The sequence below is a fragment of the Nocardiopsis metallicus genome (genome assembly GCF_014201115.1).
Taxonomy (GTDB): domain Bacteria; phylum Actinomycetota; class Actinomycetes; order Streptosporangiales; family Streptosporangiaceae; genus Nocardiopsis; species Nocardiopsis metallicus.
Genome location: NZ_JACHDO010000001.1, coordinates 3,352,348 through 3,368,811, shown reverse-complemented (window position 1 = coordinate 3,368,811; position 16,464 = coordinate 3,352,348). Strand labels below are relative to the sequence as shown.

The 16,464-nt window shown below is 71.3% G+C and carries 14 protein-coding genes; 12 read left to right on the top strand and 2 right to left on the bottom strand.

Annotated features, from left to right (window positions below):
• Window positions 1-229 precede the first annotated feature (229 nt).
• From HNR07_RS14595 to HNR07_RS14585, 3 genes are all read left to right on the top strand, one after another.
• Window positions 230-907, top strand: coding sequence for an HAD family hydrolase (locus HNR07_RS14595; RefSeq protein ID WP_184365471.1), 678 nt, complete (start codon window positions 230-232; stop codon window positions 905-907).
• A gap of 245 nt (window positions 908-1,152) precedes the next feature.
• Window positions 1,153-3,153 carry an acetoacetate--CoA ligase gene (locus HNR07_RS14590; RefSeq protein ID WP_184365470.1) on the top strand — a complete coding sequence of 667 codons (2,001 nt, stop codon included), beginning with the start codon at window positions 1,153-1,155 and terminating at the stop codon, window positions 3,151-3,153.
• A 154-nt stretch (window positions 3,154-3,307) separates the two neighbouring features.
• Entirely contained in the window at window positions 3,308-4,573 is a 1,266-nt protein-coding gene (locus tag HNR07_RS14585; protein WP_184365469.1) for a heparan-alpha-glucosaminide N-acetyltransferase domain-containing protein, read from the top strand.
• Between the two features lie 40 nt (window positions 4,574-4,613).
• Here HNR07_RS14585 and HNR07_RS14580 read toward each other — a convergent pair whose 3' ends face one another.
• Window positions 4,614-5,306, bottom strand: coding sequence for a hypothetical protein (locus HNR07_RS14580; protein ID WP_184365468.1), 693 nt, complete (start codon window positions 5,304-5,306; stop codon window positions 4,614-4,616).
• Window positions 5,307-5,664: 358 nt separating this feature from the next.
• On the opposite strand from HNR07_RS14580, the gene deoC reads away from it, so the two are divergent.
• The 7 genes from deoC to HNR07_RS14545 all read left to right on the top strand — a co-directional run bounded on the left by deoC (window position 5,665) and on the right by HNR07_RS14545 (window position 13,186).
• Window positions 5,665-6,612, top strand: coding sequence for a deoxyribose-phosphate aldolase (gene deoC, locus HNR07_RS14575; protein WP_184365467.1), 948 nt, complete (start codon window positions 5,665-5,667; stop codon window positions 6,610-6,612).
• Window positions 6,613-6,615: 3 nt separating this feature from the next.
• Window positions 6,616-8,046 carry an aldehyde dehydrogenase family protein gene (locus tag HNR07_RS14570; protein ID WP_184365466.1) on the top strand — a complete coding sequence of 477 codons (1,431 nt, stop codon included), beginning with the start codon at window positions 6,616-6,618 and terminating at the stop codon, window positions 8,044-8,046.
• The gene (locus HNR07_RS14565; RefSeq protein ID WP_184365465.1) at window positions 8,039-9,043 is read left to right on the top strand and encodes an aldehyde dehydrogenase family protein; all 1,005 of its coding nucleotides are present in this window, start codon (window positions 8,039-8,041) and stop codon (window positions 9,041-9,043) included. Before HNR07_RS14570 ends, HNR07_RS14565 begins: the two co-directional genes overlap by 8 nt.
• 67 nt (window positions 9,044-9,110) lie before the next feature.
• Window positions 9,111-9,779: a GNAT family N-acetyltransferase gene (locus HNR07_RS14560; protein ID WP_184365464.1), complete on the top strand. Its 669-nt coding sequence runs from the start codon at window positions 9,111-9,113 to the stop codon at window positions 9,777-9,779.
• Window positions 9,776-10,450: a GNAT family N-acetyltransferase gene (locus tag HNR07_RS14555; protein WP_184365463.1), complete on the top strand. Its 675-nt coding sequence runs from the start codon at window positions 9,776-9,778 to the stop codon at window positions 10,448-10,450. The genes HNR07_RS14560 and HNR07_RS14555 overlap by 4 nt, the downstream gene beginning before the upstream one ends.
• A complete protein-coding gene (locus HNR07_RS14550) occupies window positions 10,447-11,244 on the top strand; it encodes a purine-nucleoside phosphorylase (protein WP_184365462.1) in 798 nt (265 codons plus the stop codon). The genes HNR07_RS14555 and HNR07_RS14550 overlap by 4 nt, the downstream gene beginning before the upstream one ends.
• 268 nt (window positions 11,245-11,512) lie before the next feature.
• On the top strand, window positions 11,513-13,186 hold the full coding sequence (locus HNR07_RS14545; RefSeq protein WP_184365461.1) for a phospho-sugar mutase: 1,674 nt from the start codon (window positions 11,513-11,515) through the stop codon (window positions 13,184-13,186).
• 18 nt (window positions 13,187-13,204) lie between these two features.
• Here the strand turns inward: HNR07_RS14545 and HNR07_RS14540 are convergent, their stop codons facing one another.
• On the bottom strand, window positions 13,205-13,699 hold the full coding sequence (locus HNR07_RS14540) for an Lrp/AsnC family transcriptional regulator (protein ID WP_017581567.1): 495 nt from the start codon (window positions 13,697-13,699) through the stop codon (window positions 13,205-13,207).
• Between the two features lie 703 nt (window positions 13,700-14,402).
• On the opposite strand from HNR07_RS14540, the gene HNR07_RS14535 reads away from it, so the two are divergent.
• Entirely contained in the window at window positions 14,403-15,440 is a 1,038-nt protein-coding gene (locus tag HNR07_RS14535; RefSeq protein ID WP_184365460.1) for a thiamine pyrophosphate-dependent dehydrogenase E1 component subunit alpha, read from the top strand.
• Window positions 15,437-16,462 (top strand): alpha-ketoacid dehydrogenase subunit beta, encoded by a 1,026-nt coding sequence (locus HNR07_RS14530; RefSeq protein ID WP_184365459.1) that lies wholly within the window; start codon window positions 15,437-15,439, stop codon window positions 16,460-16,462. The genes HNR07_RS14535 and HNR07_RS14530 overlap by 4 nt, the downstream gene beginning before the upstream one ends.
• The last annotated feature ends 2 nt before the right edge of the window (window positions 16,463-16,464 follow it).

The following is a 16,464-nucleotide window of genomic DNA, read 5'->3' as shown; positions in this document are numbered from 1 at the left end:
GGGCACCGGCCGAAGGCCGGGGTAGTTGGGCCCCTTTGGGGCCCCGTCTGCCACCCCGGACCACACCTCCCCGTTGGGCGGCCGGTAACCAGTAGGGCGCCTCCGGCGGACCTGCCCTGGCCACCGGAGCCGGCCCCACCGCCAGAGCACCGCCTGGCCAGGGCAAACCCCCATGGGGTGGCGGAAAACGCATATCGGAGGCGGTCCCTGGGGTCGTAAAGTTCTCCCAATGGCTGAGATGACTTCCCTGAAAACCAACACCCACCACATCGTCTGGGACTGGAACGGCACCCTCCTGGACGACAACCACGCGAACCTCGCCGCGGTCAACGCTGTCTGTGCCCAGTTCGGCCGCGCGCCGGTCGGGATGGACTACTGGCGCTCCGTCTTCCGCCGCCCCCTCATCCCCTGCTACGAGGAGCTCCTCGGCCGGAGCTTCGCCGAGGACGAGTGGGAGCGCGCCGAGAAGATCTACGACTCCAGCTACCTGGAGCAGCTGCACACCTGTGAGCTGGCCTCGGGTGTGCCCGACGTCCTGCACCAGTGGGCCGGTGCGGGCGGTACCCAGTCCCTGCTGTCCATGGCCTCGCACGAGCACCTGGTGCCCCTCATCGACGAGCGCGGGCTGGCCTCGCACTTCACTCGGGTGGACGGCCGCAAGTTCGAGACCAAGCACGACTCCAAGGCCGAGCACCTGGTCCACCACCTGGAGTACCAGGAGCTGGACCCGTCGAAGGTAGTGCTCATCGGCGACATCGACGACGACGCCCGCGCCGCCCGCGAGGCCGGGGCCCAGCCGATCCTGGTCGCCAGCGGCCTGATGGCTCGCGAGCGCCTGGAGGCCACCGGCGCCCTGGTCGTGGACACCCCGCTGGACGCGGTCGCCGCCGTCCGCCAGCTCATCTGATGGTCGGATCTTTGGCCCGGGTGTCGCACGGAACCTGATCCCCCGTCTCGGTCAACGTGGCCCGCCCACCCTTCGAATCCTCCTCGGGGGTGGGTGTTCCACGTTTCGGTGCCCCCGCCGTGACCTGCGTACTTCGCCGCTGTCGCGGGTGTCCGTTAGGCCGGACCGGGCCGTGTCCCCGATCATGGGGTGTTGTTAGATGGGTCTCACAGCAACACACAGCCACGCTATTGGGAAGGCCTGTAATGACGGAGAGCAGCGCGCCCCGTGTGCTCTGGGAGCCCGACGAGGACCGGATCGAGTCGTCCAACATCGTCGCGTTCGCCCGATGGGCCGCACAGGACAAGGGGGTCAAGGCCTTCGGCGAGAGCGGGTCCACCGCCGCCGCGGACTTCGACTACGACGCCCTGTGGCGCTGGTCGGTGACGGACGTCGACGGCTTCTGGGCGTCGATCTGGGAGTTCTACGGGGTCAGCTCCAAGACCCCCTACGAGCGGGTCCTGGCCGACCGGAGCATGCCGGGCGCCCAGTGGTTCCCCGGCGCCACCCTCAACTACGCCGAGCACGTCTTCGAAGGGCGTGCCGCCGACGAGGTGGCCATCCGGCACGCCACCGAGCTCCGCGCGCTCGACTCCTGGACCTGGGGCGACCTGCGCGAGCGCACCGCCGCGATCGCCGCGGGCCTGCGGGAGCTCGGGGTGGGTGAGGGCGACAGGGTCGCCGCGTACCTGCCCAACCTCCCCGAGACCGCCGCCGCGTTCTACGCCGTGGCCTCCCTCGGCGCTATCTGGTCCTCCTGCTCGCCCGACTTCGGGGTGCGCAGCGTGATCGACCGCTTCGCCCAGATCGAACCCAAGGTCCTGCTGGCCGTGGACGGGTACCGCTACGGCGGCAAGGACTTCGACCGCCGCCCGGTGGTGGAGGAGCTGCGCGCCGCGCTGCCCACCGTCGAGCACACGGTCCTGCTCGACTACCTCGCCCCCGGTGCCACCCTCGAGGGGAGCCTGCCCTGGGCCGAGCTCACCGAGCGCGGCGCGGGCGCCGAACTCACCTTCACCCCCGTCCCCTTCGACCACCCCCTGTGGGTGCTCTACTCCTCGGGAACCACCGGCCTGCCCAAGGCGATCGTCCAGGGCCACGGCGGCATCCTCCTCGAACAGCTCAAGAACCTGAACCTGCACCTGGACGCCCAGGCGCACGACCGGGTCTTCTGGTTCACCACCACCGGCTGGATGATGTGGAACTTCCTGGTCAGCGTGCTGCTGACCAAGGCCTCCATCGTCCTGTACGACGGCAGCCCGGCCTCTCCCGACCTGGGTGCCCTGTGGGACCTGGCCGCCGAGGCCGGGGTGACGGTCTTCGGGACCAGCGCCGGCTACCTGTCCTCCTGCATGAAGGAGGGCGTCCACCCGCGCCAGGGCCGCGACCTGTCCGCGCTCAAGGCGATCGGCTCCACCGGCTCCCCGCTCAGCCCCGAAGCCTTCTCCTGGGTGTACGAGGAGTTCGGCGACGACCTGTGGCTGTTCTCCACCAGCGGCGGCACCGACATCTGCAGCTGCCTGGTCGGCGGCACCCCCACCCTGCCCGTGTACGAGGGCGAGATCCAGTCGCGCGGCCTGGGCATGGCCGTGGCCTCCTGGGACCCCGACGGCAACGAGCTCATCGGTGAGGTCGGCGAGCTCGTGGTCACCGAGCCCGCGCCGTCCATGCCGCTCTTCCTGTGGGGCGACACCGACGGGGAGCGGCTCAAGGACAGCTACTTCGCCGTCTACCCGGGCATCTGGCGGCACGGCGACTGGATCGAGATCACCGAGCGCGGCACCGCGATCATCTACGGCCGCTCGGACTCCACCATCAACCGCGGCGGCGTGCGCATGGGCACCAGCGAGATCTACCGCGCCGTCCTGGCCCTGGATGAGGTGGTGGACGCCCTGGTCGTGGACGTCCCCCAGCAGGACGGGTCCTCCCGGATCGAGCTCTTCACGGTGCTGCGCGAGGGCGCGGACCTGGAAGGCGACCTGCCCAAGGAGATCGCCCGCCGGATCCGCACCGACTGCTCGCCGCGCCACGTCCCGGACCGGGTGCGCGTCATCAGGTCCGTGCCGCGCACCCTGTCGGGCAAGGTGCTGGAGGTCCCGGTCAAGCGCATCCTGATGGGCGAGAGCCCGGAGAAGGTCGCCAGCCGCGACTCCCTGGCCAACCCGGAGGCGCTGGACTTCTTCAGCGACCTGGCCGCCGACGACTGAGTCCGGGCACGATCCCGCTCGCGGTTCACCCGCGGCTGAGGGGCCCCGGGCAGCCGGCCCGGGGCCCAGGCGTTCGCGGATGTGGCCGGGTGTGGCCGTTAGGGGAGCGTCAGGACTGTGGAGACCCGCGTGAACGCGGCATAGCCTGGCGGACGTGGCACAGAATCAGTCAGAGGACACCGGCGCGGCCCCCGACGCCCGGCCTCCAGCCAAACGACGTATCGACGGCATCGACGCCGCTCGGGCACTGGCGGTGTTCGGGATGTTCGCCGTACACCTCGGTGTGGTCTCCTTCGGGCTGCTGCCGGAAGAGCAGGGGTGGGAGCTGCACAGCCTCGTGCGCGGCAACTCCTCCGCCCTGTTCGCCTTCCTCGCCGGGGTGTCCCTGGCCCTGATGACCGGACGGACCCAGCCGGTCGAGGGGGACTCCCTGCGCCGGGCCGGGGTGCGCATCCTGGCCCGCGCGCTGCTGATCGGGCTGCTCGGATTCGTCCTGGACGCCTTCGCCGTCCCGGTCGCGATCATCCTCACCTACTACGCCGGTTTCTTCGTGCTGGCGCTCCCACTGCTCAGGGCGCGCGCAGCCCTGCTGTGGACGGCCGCCGGGATCCTCGCCCTGCTGGGGCCGGTCGTGTCGTTCCTGCTGCGCCAGGACCTGTTCCCGGGTGGCCTGCGCACGGCCGCGCTCACCTCCTTCACCGAGTTCTTCCTGACCGGCTACTACCCGGCGATCACCTTCATGGCGTTCGTCATCGCCGGTATGGCGGTGGGGCGGACCGACCTCACCGCCACCGCCGTACGGATCCGGATGGCGGTCGGCGGTGTGCTCATGGCGACCACCGGATACCTGGGCTCCTGGCTCCTGCTCAACCCGCTGGGCGGCTGGGACCGGCTGACCGAGGCGCACGTCCTCAACGGCGGCTCGCTCGACTCGGTCGACCCCGGGACGGCCGAGGAGGCTCGGTACGCCGCGACCGACGCCGCGCACAGCATCAGCGGGCAGGTGCCCACGGACTCCTGGTGGTGGCTGGCGGTGAACACCCCGCACACCGGCACCACCTTCGAGATCTTCGAGGCGGTCGGTCAGGCGCTGGTCGTACTGGTCGTGTGCATGCTGCTCGCCGAACGGCTGCCGCGCCTGATGTACCCGCTGACCTCCGTGGGCCGGATGCCGCTGACCGTCTACTCCGGGCACATCCTGGTCCTGGCGGTGATCGTGGCCCTGCACCCGCAGAACGCCGCGGGCGGCCCCTGGTACCTGGAGATGTTCATCCTGGGCTCGTTCGTCTTCGCCTGCCTGTGGCGCTGGGCGGTGGGCCGGGGCCCGTTCGAACTGCTTCTGGGCAACTTCGCTGACGGGGCGGTCAGCGTCGTGGAGAGCGCCCGAGCCGACCGGGAACGCGGCCGCGGCACGGGCTGAACCCGCACGGACCGAACTCCCCGGGGCTGGCCGTTGAGTGTCAGTCCGTGCGGTCCTCGGGGCGCTTGATGTGCGCCGAGGTGCGGTCCTGGTGCGCCAGGGTGTCCGTGGTGGTGCGCGTGTTCTGCCGGATGAGGCGGCGGGCGTCGTCGGCGGCCGACCGCGCCACCGCCGGGCTGGCCACCGGCCGCGCCGAGAGCTCGGTGTCCTCGGGCAGGCCGATGTCCATCGGCAGCCCGGCCTTGCTGATCACCCGCAGCTGCGCCGACTCCTGCGACTGGGAGGGCCGGATGTCGCCGTCCGGGGTCTTCCAGGCCGCCAGTCGGTGGGCGAACCAGCGGGTGCCCCGGTACTCGGGCCCCCGGTCCCAGTCCACCCCGTCCGGCCGGTGCGTCAGGGCGTGCTGGAGGTCGCCCAGGGTCCACCCGGCGGAGAAGAACCGGGCGCTCTCGGCCTTGAGGTAGGGGAAGTCCACCCCGCGCAGCGAGGGGTCCTCCCGGCGGAGCAGCTCACAGGCGTCGTGCACCGCGTGCGGAGTGTGCCTGGGGCGGTGCAGCGGGTCGGCCTGGGGCCTGCGTAGCAGGGCGTCGTTGATCGTCACGATCACCTCGCCCCGGCGGTTGTCCCAGATGTCCACGTCCTCGCGCGCCCACCCCTGCGACTCGGCCAACGCCGTGGCCAGTCTGCGCAGGTCGACCTGGCTGTCGTCACTACTGATCCGGAATTCCGCCATGGCCCCAGGGTAGGACAGGGGCCGGACGAACGGCCGGGGCGGCGGGCTCTGCCGAAAGGCCGAGGGGAGTGGTCCGGTCTAGACCGCAAGTCAGGTCAGAGTCTCGGATTCCTCGGCCAGAACCACGTTTTTTGGGCATTTCTTGAGCAAAGTTGGAGGAAAAGACGAGGCCAGTGGTTATTCGCTCTTGGAGTCTCCTCCAACCTTGCCGGGCGTGAACCCGCGGGGGCCTGACGGCGACCCGGCCCGGGGTTATGGTGACTGCCTGACGGCGGGGGACACCCACCCCGCGTCGAGCGAGGACACGCCGTTTGCGCTGGCAGCAGCGCACGGCCCCAGTTGAACCGACGAGCTGTAGGTGCCCGTGCCCCACACCGCATTCGCGCCCGAGGCGACGACCAACCACGCGCTCCGGGCCTATCTGCACGGCCTTCCGGGGGTCGACGAGGTCGGCGCCCGCGCCCGTGCCCAGGACCTGTCCACCCGGTCGATCAAGACCACCGCCAAGGCGAAGGCCATCGACCTGGCCATCTCCATGGTGGACCTGACCACCCTCGAGGGCGCCGACACACCGGGCAAGGTCCGGTCCCTGTGCGCCAAGGCCGCCCTGCCCGACCCGACCGACCGCACCGTGCCGCACGTGGGCGCCGTGTGCGTCTACCCGGACATGGTCGCCACCGCTGTCGAGGCGCTGAGCGGCACCGGGATCGGCGTGGCCTCGGTGGCCACCGCCTTCCCCGCCGGGCGCGCGCCCCTGGAGGTCAAGCTGGCCGACACCCGGCAGGCGGTCGCCGACGGCGCGAGCGAGATCGACATGGTGATCGACCGCGGCGCCTTCCTGTCCGGCGACTACCTGAAGGTCCACGAGGAGATCGTCGCGGTCAAGGAGGCCTGCGGTGACGCCCATCTGAAGGTCATCCTGGAGACCGGTGAACTGGTCACCTACGACAACGTGCGCCGCGCCTCCCACCTGGCGATGCGGGCGGGCGGCGACTTCATCAAGACCTCCACCGGCAAGGTCGCCCCGGCCGCGACGCTGCCGGTCACGCTGATCATGTTGGAGGCGGTGCGCGACCACTTCGCCGCCACCGGCCGCCGGATCGGCGTCAAGCCCGCGGGCGGTATCCGCAACACCAAGGACGCCATTCGCAACCTGGTCCTGGTCAACGAGACCGCCGGGCCGGAGTGGCTGAGCCCGGACCTGTTCCGGATCGGCGCCTCCAGCCTGCTGAACGACCTGCTCATGCAGCGCACCAGGCTGGCCACCGGCACCTACCCGGGCCCCGACTACTACACGCAGGACTGAGCCGTGATCTTCGAGTACGCGCCCGCACCGGAGTCCCGCTCCGTCGTCAGCCTGCGCGAGACCTACGACCTGTTCATCGACGGCGAGTTCGCCCCGGCCCAGAGCGGTGAGTACCTCACCTCGCTCAACCCGGCCGACGAGGGCAAGCTCGCCCAGGTCGCCGTGGCCGGCCGGGCCGACGTCGACCGCGCCGTCGCCGCCGCCCGCCGCGCCCACGAGACCGTGTGGAGCCGCATGAGCGGTGCCGAACGCGGCAAGTACCTGTTCCGCATCGCCCGGATCATCCAGGAGCGCTCGCGCGAACTGGCCGTCCTGGAGTCCATGGACAACGGCAAGCCCATCAAGGAGACCCGCGACGTCGACCTCCCGCTGGTCGCCGCGCACTTCTTCTACTACGCCGGCTGGGCCGACAAGCTCGCCCACGCCGGACTGGGCCCCGACCCGAAGCCGCTCGGCGTCGCCGCCCAGGTCATCCCGTGGAACTTCCCGCTGCTCATGCTCGCGTGGAAGATCGCCCCGGCCCTGGCCACCGGCAACACCGTGGTGCTCAAACCCGCCGAGACCACCCCGCTGACCGCGCTGGTCTTCGCGCAGATCTGCCAGGAGGCCGAACTGCCCCCGGGCGTGGTCAACATCCTGACCGGCGCGGGGGAGACCGGCCGGGCCCTGGTCGAGCACCCGGGCACCGACAAGGTCGCCTTCACCGGTTCCACCGAGGTCGGCCGCCAGATCGCCCGGTCCGTGGCCGGGACCGACAAGCGCCTCACCCTGGAACTGGGCGGCAAGGGCGCCAACATCGTCTACGACGACGCCGCCCTGGACCAGGCCGTGGAGGGCGTGGTCTCCGGCATCTTCTTCAACCAGGGCCACGTGTGCTGCGCCGGTTCGCGCCTGCTCGTCCAGGAGTCCGTCGCCGAGGAGTTCCTGCCCCGGCTCAGGGCGCGCATCGAGAAGCTGCGCCTGGGCGACCCGCTGGACAAGAACACCGACATCGGCGCGATCAACTCCGCCGCCCAGCTGGAGCGGGTCCGCGAACTCACCGCCACCGCCGACGAGGAGAACGTCGAGCGCTGGTCGCCCGCCTGCGAACTGCCCGAGCGCGGCTACTGGTTCGCGCCCACCGTGCTCACCGGCGTCAGCCAGGCGCACCGGGTGGCGCGCGAGGAGATCTTCGGGCCCGTACTGTCGGTGCTGACCTTCCGCACCCCGGAGGAGGCCGTCACCAAGGCCAACAACACCCCCTACGGGCTGTCCGCGGGCGTGTGGACCGAGAAGGGCTCCCGCATGCTGTGGACCGCCGAGCGCCTGCGCGCCGGTGTGATCTGGTCCAACACGTTCAACAAGTTCGACCCGACCAGCCCCTTCGGCGGCTACAAGGAGTCGGGATACGGCCGCGAGGGCGGGCGACACGGTTTGGAGGCCTACCTTGGCTGAGCGGCGCGAGAACAAGAAGAAGGGCGCTGCCAAGGGCGGCGCCAAGGCCAAGGCCGCCAGGTCGGCTGAGACCGCGAAGGCTTCCGAGACGGCGGCCCGGTCGGCTGAGCAGGTTGCCGTTCCGGCGCGCCTGGCCGTGAAGAAGACCTACAAGCTCTACCTCGGCGGGGCCTTCCCGCGTTCGGAGTCGGGCAGGAGTTACCCCGTGACCTCAGCGGACGGCACCCACCTGGCCAACGCCTCGCTGGCCTCCCGAAAGGACGCGCGCGACGCCGTCGGCGCGGCCCGCAAGGCCTTCGGCGGCTGGTCCGGGCGCACCGCCTACAACCGAGGCCAGATCCTGTACCGGGTCGCCGAGGTCATGGAGGGGCGCCGCGCCCAGTTCGCCGCCCGGCTCGCGGACGGCCAGGGGCTGTCCGCGGCCGAGGCCGACCGGATCGTGTCCGCGGCCGTGGACCGCTGGGTGTACTACGCGGGCTGGACCGACAAGTTCGCCCAGGTCCTGGGTGGGGCCAACCCCGTCGCCGGGCCGTTCTACAACCACTCCGCACCCGAACCCACCGGGGTGGTCGCGGTGTTCGCACCGCAGGACGCCCCGCTGCTCGGGCTCACCTCGGTGCTCGCCCCGGTCATCGCCACCGGCAACACCGCCGTGGTGGTCACCTCCGAGGCGGCGCCGCTGGCCGCGATCGAGCTGGCCGAGGTGCTCGCCACCTCCGACCTGCCCGGCGGCGTGGTCAACCTGCTCACCGGCAAGGCCGCGGAGATCGGCCCGCACCTGGCCTCGCACGCCGACGTCAACGCCCTGGACCTGACCGGGGCCGGGGACTCGGCGGTGGAGTTCGAGCGGGACGCGGCGACCACCCTCACCCGGGTGCTGCGCCCCGGGCCCGAGGCCGACGGCGGCGAGGACGCCTGGCTCGACACCGACCCCGGAACCTCCAGGCTGACGCCCTTCCTGGAGACCAAGACGGTCTGGCACCCGGTCGGGGTGTAAGACTGGCGGCCCGGCCCGTCCCCACTTTCCGGGGACGGGCCCGGTCCGACAGCCGAGTGGAGGAACGGTGTCAGCGAACACCCCCGAGCAGGCCGAACCCAACACTTCCGAGACCCCTGCCCCGCAGGTCGAGGTGCCCGGACCCCAGCGCGTCCCCGGGCTGCGCCTGGTCCGCCTGGACCGCACCACCCCCGAGGTGGCCCTGCTGCGCGAGGTCCTGCCCCGCCACCGGGTGGCCCCCGACCAGAAGCGGTTCGTCACCGAGGCGGTGCACACCCTGCCGCGCGCGGACGAGGACCCCGAACGCCACCCCTACGCCGTCGTGCGCAACGACGTCCCGCTGACCGACCGGAGCGCCGTCCTCGACGCCTGCGTGGGTTTCGGCATCATCGACCGCCGCCTGCCCGTGCTCCGCGACCTCGTCGAGGACCCCCACCAGGCCGTCCTGCTGCGCGCCTTCTACGTCACCCCCGAACACCAGGGGCAGGGCGTGGGCCGCGCCGCCTGCACCGCCCCGCTGCTCGACCTCCTCGTGGCGGCGATCGCGCCCGAGGCCACCCGGATCGTGCTGTGCGTGAGCGAGGGCAACGAAGCCGGGGAGCGGACCTACCGCTCCGCCGGTTTCACGCCCACCGGCCGCCGCCACGACGCGGGCGATCAGGGCGTGCAGAACGTGTTCGCGCGGCCGGTGGAGACCGGCTACCATCCCGTGCCCCAGCTCCCGGAGCCCCGATGACGCGGTGGCGGGGTTCACGCAAGAGGGCGGCCGGGCGCTGGGACACCACCCAGGTACGCCTGGTCCGGCTGGACGTCGAGTCCGCCGAGTCCGCCCTGCTGCGCGAGGCCGTGCTCGAGCACGACCTACCGCCCGAGCAGCTGCGCTTCACCGGGCTGCCCGTGCGGACCCTGCCCGACGCCGACCAGGACCCCGAACGCGTCCCGTACGCGATCGTGGCCCTGGACGCCGCGCTGACCGGACCGGACTCGGCGCGGGCCGCCTGCGCCGGGTTCGGGGTCCTGGACCGGGTGATCGGCTCGGAGCTCGTCGACGCGCCGGAGCGCGCCGTACTGATGCGCGCCTACTACGTCACGCCACAATGGCAGGGCCGGGGGGTCGGCCGGGCCTCGTGCTCCGCGCCCCTGCTGGACCGGCTGGCCGCGGAGGTCGCACCGCACGCCGAACTGATCGTGCTGTGCGTCAACCAGGCCAACCAGCAGGCCCAGCGCGCCTACCGGGCCGCGGGGTTCGACTTCACCGGCAAGGTCGTCCCCGGCACCGCGGGCCCCCAGGACGTGATGGCGCGCCCCCTCGGTCCGCCTACCGAGACCCGGGCTCACGCAACCCCGGAACCCGCAACCCACCCCGAACCGCGTACGCGGTACCGACGAACGGAGAACTCGCAGTGACTCGCACACCCCAGGCCGCGGCCGAGGAAGCCGCAACCGAGCTGCGTTCGCGCACCGGTGTGGACAGTTACGACGTGGCCCTGGTGATGGGGTCCGGCTGGGCCACCGCCGCCGACCTGATCGGCGACTCCGAGGACGAGTTCGCCTCGGCCGAACTGCCCGGCTTCCTGCCCCCGGCCGTGGACGGCCACAGCGGCACCATCCGCAGCATCGCCGACGGCGACCGTCACGTGCTCGCCTTCCTGGGCCGCACCCACCTGTACGAGGGCCACGGCACCGACGTGGTCGTGCACAACGTCCGTACCGCCGCCGCGGCGGGCGCGAAGACGATCGTGCTCACCAACGCCGCGGGCGGGATCAACACCGACTACGCCGTGGGCTCGCCGGTGCTCATCGCCGACCACATCAACATGACCGCGAAGTCGCCGCTGACCGGCGCGACCTTCGTGGACCTCACCGAGACCTACACGTCCGAGCTGCGCGCGATCGCCCGCGAGGTCGACCCCGACCTGCCCGAGGGCGTCTACGCGGCCATGCCCGGCCCGCACTTCGAGACCCCCGCCGAGATCCGGATGCTCCGCGCGATGGGCGCCGACCTGGTCGGCATGTCCACCGTCCTGGAGGCCATCGCCGCCCGCGAGGCCGGCGCACGCGTCCTGGGCATGTCCCTGGTCACCAACATCGCCGCCGGGCTGGAGGGCGCCAACCTCGACCACGAGGACGTCCTGGCCACCGGCCGCGACTCCGCCGCCACCGTGGGCCGCCTGCTCGCCGACATCGTGGCCAAGATCTGAGAGATCTGATTTTGGGCCTCCGCTTCGCTTTGGCCCGTGTTCTCCGCCTTTGCGGAGGGATTGGGTTTAGGCAAGCACGGCATCCTCGACGGCGCCCACCCGTCGCCCGCCACCAACCCTCAACGGACGCCTGCGGCGCAGACTTGTCTCTGGCTCGTTCCTCGCTAGCGGCTTGTCTCGTCTTGCAGCACCCTCCCCGGCGGTCGAACGGGAAAGAACACCCCCGGTGGCTCGCCATCCGGACTCGTCATTCGGAAAGGACCTCCCCATGCTCGACTCCGCCCTCCTCAGCCAGGCCCGGGAATGGCTGGACCAGGACCCCGACCCCGCGACCAGGGGAGAACTGGGCGCCCTGCTGGCCAGGGTGGAGGTCGGGGACGGGCAGGCCCTGGCCGACCTCACCGATCGTTTCGCCGCTCGGCTGGAGTTCGGTACGGCGGGGTTGCGCGGTGCGCTGGGGGCCGGACCCAACCGGATGAACCGGGTGGTCGTCATGCGCGCCGCCGCGGGGATCGGTGCGTGGCTGGGCGAAGGCGGCAGGCACGTGGTGATCGGCTACGACGCCCGGCACCGGTCGGCGGACTTCGCGCGGGACAGCGCGGCGGTACTGACCGGTGCCGAGCACCGGGTGTCCCTGCTGCCCGGACCGCTGCCCACGCCGGTGCTGGCGCACACCCTGCGCGCGCTGGGCGCGGACGCCGGGATCGTGGTGACCGCCAGTCACAACCCGCCCCAGGACAACGGCTACAAGGTCTACGTGGGCGGGTCCGGTGACGACGCGGGATCCCAGATCGTCTCCCCGGTGGACACCGAGATCTCCGCCGCCATCGACGCGGTGGGGCCGGTCGGCGCGCTGCCGCTCGGTGAGGACTGGACGGTGCTGGGGCCCGAGGCGGTCGCCGGGTACCTGGACGCGGTGACCGCGCTGGTGCCGGAGGGCCCCCGGGACCTCTCGGTGGTCTACACGCCCATGCACGGAGTGGGCGGCCGGGTGCTGATGGAGGCGGTCGAAAGGGCCGGCTTCGCGGCTCCGGCCGTGGTGGCCGAGCAGTTCGAGCCGGACCCGGACTTCCCCACGGTCGCCTTCCCCAACCCGGAGGAGCCGGGGGCGATGGACCTGGCCCTGGCCGCGGGCCGGACCCGCGGGGCCGACCTGGTGGTGGCCAACGACCCCGACGCCGACCGGTTGGCGCTGGCGGTTCCCGGGCACGGTCTGCTCACCGGGAACGAGGTGGGCGGCCTGCTCGCCCAGTACGTGCTCGACCACACGAGCGGCGACGACCGGGTGGTGGCCACCTCGATCGTCTCCTCCAGCCTGCTCGGCAAGATCGCCCGGGACCGGGGAGTGCACTACGAGGAGACCCTGACCGGGTTCAAGTGGCTGGCCCGCGCGGGCGCTCCCGGGCACAAGCGGGTGTTCTCCTACGAGGAGGCGCTGGGCTACTGCGCGGGCGGTGACCGGGGCCGTCCGGTGGCCGACAAGGACGGGATCAGCGCGGCGCTGCTGGCGCTGTCGATGGCGGCCGAGGCCAAGAGCCGGGGGCGCACCCTGGTGGACCTGCTCGACGACCAGGCCCGTAAGTACGGCCTCCACCTGAGCGACCAGCTGTCGGTGCGGGTGGAGGACCTGTCGGAGATCTCCGCGGCGATGCGGCGGTTGCGCGCCGAACCGCCCGCCGCGTTCGGCCCCCTGAAGGTGACGGGGGTCGTCGACTTCGCCGACGGTCGCGAAGGGCTGCCGCCGACCGACGCGCTGCGCTTCGAGCTGGGGGACGGGGTGTGGGGGCGGGTGACGCTGCGCCCCTCGGGGACCGAACCCAAACTGAAGGCCTACGCCGAGGTGGTGTTGGGGGTTGACGGCGACGTCGCTGCCATCCGCGCGCGCGGTTCGGAACTGCTGGCTGAACTGATGGCGTCGGTCGCCGTGGCGGTCAGGGGATGATCCGGGGGAGGGGCGGGGTCACTCGCTCCCCTCGGACGGCTCGACGACAGGCCGGTGCACGACCTCGTCGATGACGGTGAGCGTCTGGGTGGACGTCACGCCGGGGAGGGACTGGAGGCGGCTCAGGATCAGGTCGCGCAGCTGGTTGGTGTTGGCGACGCGGACCAGCAGGACGATGTCGGCCGATCCCACGACGTACCAGCAGTACTCGATCTCGGGGTAGGAGGAGAGGATCTCCCGGTTGGCCCGCCAGTCGGGCTGACTGCCCGAGATGAGCACGAGCGCGGTGACGCCCAGGCCCATCTTGGAGTGGTCGGTCACCACGGAGTAGCCGCGGATGACCCCCTCGTCGGTGAGCCGCTTGATCCGGTTGTAGGCGGTGGCCCGGGAGACGTTGGCCAGTGCGGCGATCTCCGTGATGCCGGTCCGAGCGTCCTTGGCGAGCGCGCTCAGAATGGTCTGGTCGGTCGAGTCCGGCCGCCGGCCGCTCCTGCGCTGTTCGCCCATGGCCATGTGCGTGCTCCTCGTGTGCTCTTGTCGCAGTGCTCAGCTCCTTGCTGTCATCTTTGACAGGGAGCTAAGGAAGTACCAGGTAAACGTTGTTTTCGTCCATTGAAATCTCAGTCGGCGAGATACTGGGCGCACGTTCGTCGGATGTGGGGGTCGGGGTGGGGGATCAGGGGATGGTGCGCCCGTACTTCTTGTGCGAACCGCCAAACGGGTGTGTGGTGGAGGGGTTCCGACTGTACTCATGGTTGACGCACGGGATGGAGCGTGAGTTTCCCCGACCGGCCAGTAACTACACCGAACTGTCCTGATTCAGTCAGAAATTCTCGCTTGAAGGCCTATTTCGGTCATGTTTGTCGCATCTGTGGAGACATACAACGACTCCTGTGGGCGGTGCTGGCGAAGGTGCTCGCTCCTGCCTCCCGGGCGCACTCCCCGTGCTCGGATCGCAGCGCTCGGGTGGCCTGCGGTGTGCAGGGTGTTGATGGCGATTCGTGATGTTTGGCGCTGTGTGTCGTTTTCCCTCGCGTGAGGCGTCCAGGCCTGGACATCTGAGGACGAGGTGAGGCACTTCGTTCTCTGATGTATCGACTGTTCGGACATATCTAGCGTAACTGTCCAGTTAGTCGGAGAATCAAGGCATACCGTGACCACCCCGAGCCCCGGCCGCGCCACCCGGCGCGCAGGGCCACGTTGGGAGCCGCTCGACATGCCACCCGAAGAGTCGACGGGCCAGGGCGCCATCACCGTGGCGCACCTGGCACCCGAACTGACCCGCGGCCTCTACCGCGACATGCGCACCGCGCGCGACCTGGACACCGAGGCCATCGCCCTGCAGCGCCAGGGCGTCTTCCCCGCCTACGTCTCCGTCCGGGGCCAGGAGGCCGCGCAGGTCGCCAGCGCCACCGCGCTCGACCCCGCCCGCGACTTCGTCTTCCCCACCTACCGCGAGATGGCCGTCGCCCTGGCCTACGGCGTCGAGATGGTCGGCTACATGGCCACCCACCGCGCCCTGTGGCACGGCGGCCTCTACGACGTCATGGGCTCGCGCTTCGGCGCCATCAACGCCGTGGTCGGCGGACCCGTCCCGCACGCCGTCGGCTGGGCGGTCGGCGAGAGACTGCGCGGTGACCAGGGTGTGGCCATGGCCTACTTCGGCGACGGCGCCAGCTCCGAGGGCGATGTACACGAGGCCATGAACTTCGCCGGGGTCTTCACGGCACCGGTCGTCTTCTTCTGTCAGAACAACCAGTGGGCCCTGTCCGTGCCCAACGAACGCCAGGTCGCGGGCGGCTCCATCGCCGCGCGCGCCGAGGGCTACGGGATGCCCGGCGTCCTCGTCGACGGCAACGACGCCGGAGCGGTCTACGCGGCCACGGCCGAGGCCGTCCAGCGCGCCCGTACCGGCGGCGGCCCCACCGTCATCGAGGCGCTCACCTACCGCGTCGAGCCCCACTCCACCTCCGACGATCCCGGCCGCTACCGCGACGAGGCCGCCGCCGACCGCTGGCGCCGACGCGACCCCATCGACCTGCTGCGCACCGCGATGCTCCAGGCCGGGCACGCCGACGAGGCCTTCTTCGCCACCGTCGACGCCGAGGCCGCCCGGCGCGCCGAGCAGATCCGGGACGGGGTCGCCGACGCACCCGAACCCGACGGATCCGAGCTGTTCACGCACGTCTTCCGGGAGACCACCGAGGAGCTGACCCGGCAGCACCGCACCTGGCAGGAAGAGGTCGAGCTGTGACAGAGCTGATCGAGCACGAGCACGCCGACACCGCGGTCGGGCCCCGCACGGTCGAGCTGTCCATGCAGCAGGCGATCAACCGGGCCCTGCACACCCTGCTCACCGAGGACCCCGACGTCCTGGTCTTCGGTGAGGACGTCGGCGCCCTCGGCGGGGTCTTCCGCGTCACCGACGGACTCCAGAAGGAGTTCGGTGACCAGCGCGTCTTCGACACCCCGCTGGCCGAGTCCGCCATCATGGGCATGGCGGTCGGCCTGGCCATGAACGGCTGGCGGCCCGTCCCCGAGCTCCAGTTCGACGGCTTCGCTTATCCGGCCATCGACCAGATCGTCAACCAGGTGGCGCGCATGAACTACCGCACCCGCGGCGCCGCACCCATGCCGATCACCCTGCGCCTGCCCTCCTTCGGCGGCATCCAGGCCCCCGAACACCACGGTGAGAGCCTCGAGGCCCTCTTCGCGCACACCCCCGGGCTGAAGGTCGCCGTCCCTGCCGATCCCGCCGAGGCCTACAGCCTGCTGCTGCAGTCGGTGCGCTCCGACGACCCGGTCGTGTTCATGGAGCCCAAGGCCCGCTACTGGGACCGCCGCCCGGTCCAGCTCAGCGAGCCCACGGACCCCATCGGCACCAGCCGGATCGTGCGCCCCGGCCGCCACGCCACCCTCGTCGCCTGGGGCGCGATGGTGCACAAGTGCCTCCAGGTCGCCGAGCTCGCCGCCGAGGACGGGGTCGAGCTGGAGGTCCTGGACCTGCGCTGGCTCAAGCCCATCGACGCCGCCGGGCTGGCCGCCTCGGTCGCCCGCACCAAGCGCGCCGTGGTCGTCCACGAGGCCCCGCTCACCGCCGGGCTCGGCGCCGAGGTGTCCACCCTCATCACCGAGAACTGCTTCCGTGACCTGGCCGCCCCGGTCCAGCGCGTCACCGGATTCGACGTCCCCTACCCGGCGGGGCCGCTGGAGCCCCAGTACCTGCCGACGATCGACCGCGTCCTGCTCGCGGTCCAGCGAACCCTGGAGTACTAGCC

Bases quoted from the DNA above. Each gene is read 5' to 3' on its own strand.
- HNR07_RS14540 (WP_017581567.1), bottom strand. From the start codon at position 13,699: ATGGCCATGGGCGAACAGCGCAGGAGCGGCCGGCGGCCGGACTCGACC.
- HNR07_RS14580 (WP_184365468.1), bottom strand. From the start codon at position 5,306: ATGGCGGAATTCCGGATCAGTAGTGACGACAGCCAGGTCGACCTGCGC.
- HNR07_RS14555 (WP_184365463.1), top strand. From the start codon at position 9,776: ATGACGCGGTGGCGGGGTTCACGCAAGAGGGCGGCCGGGCGCTGGGAC.
- HNR07_RS14535 (WP_184365460.1), top strand. From the start codon at position 14,403: ATGCCACCCGAAGAGTCGACGGGCCAGGGCGCCATCACCGTGGCGCAC.
- HNR07_RS14595 (WP_184365471.1), top strand. From the start codon at position 230: ATGGCTGAGATGACTTCCCTGAAAACCAACACCCACCACATCGTCTGG.
- HNR07_RS14545 (WP_184365461.1), top strand. From the start codon at position 11,513: ATGCTCGACTCCGCCCTCCTCAGCCAGGCCCGGGAATGGCTGGACCAG.
- HNR07_RS14590 (WP_184365470.1), top strand. From the start codon at position 1,153: ATGACGGAGAGCAGCGCGCCCCGTGTGCTCTGGGAGCCCGACGAGGAC.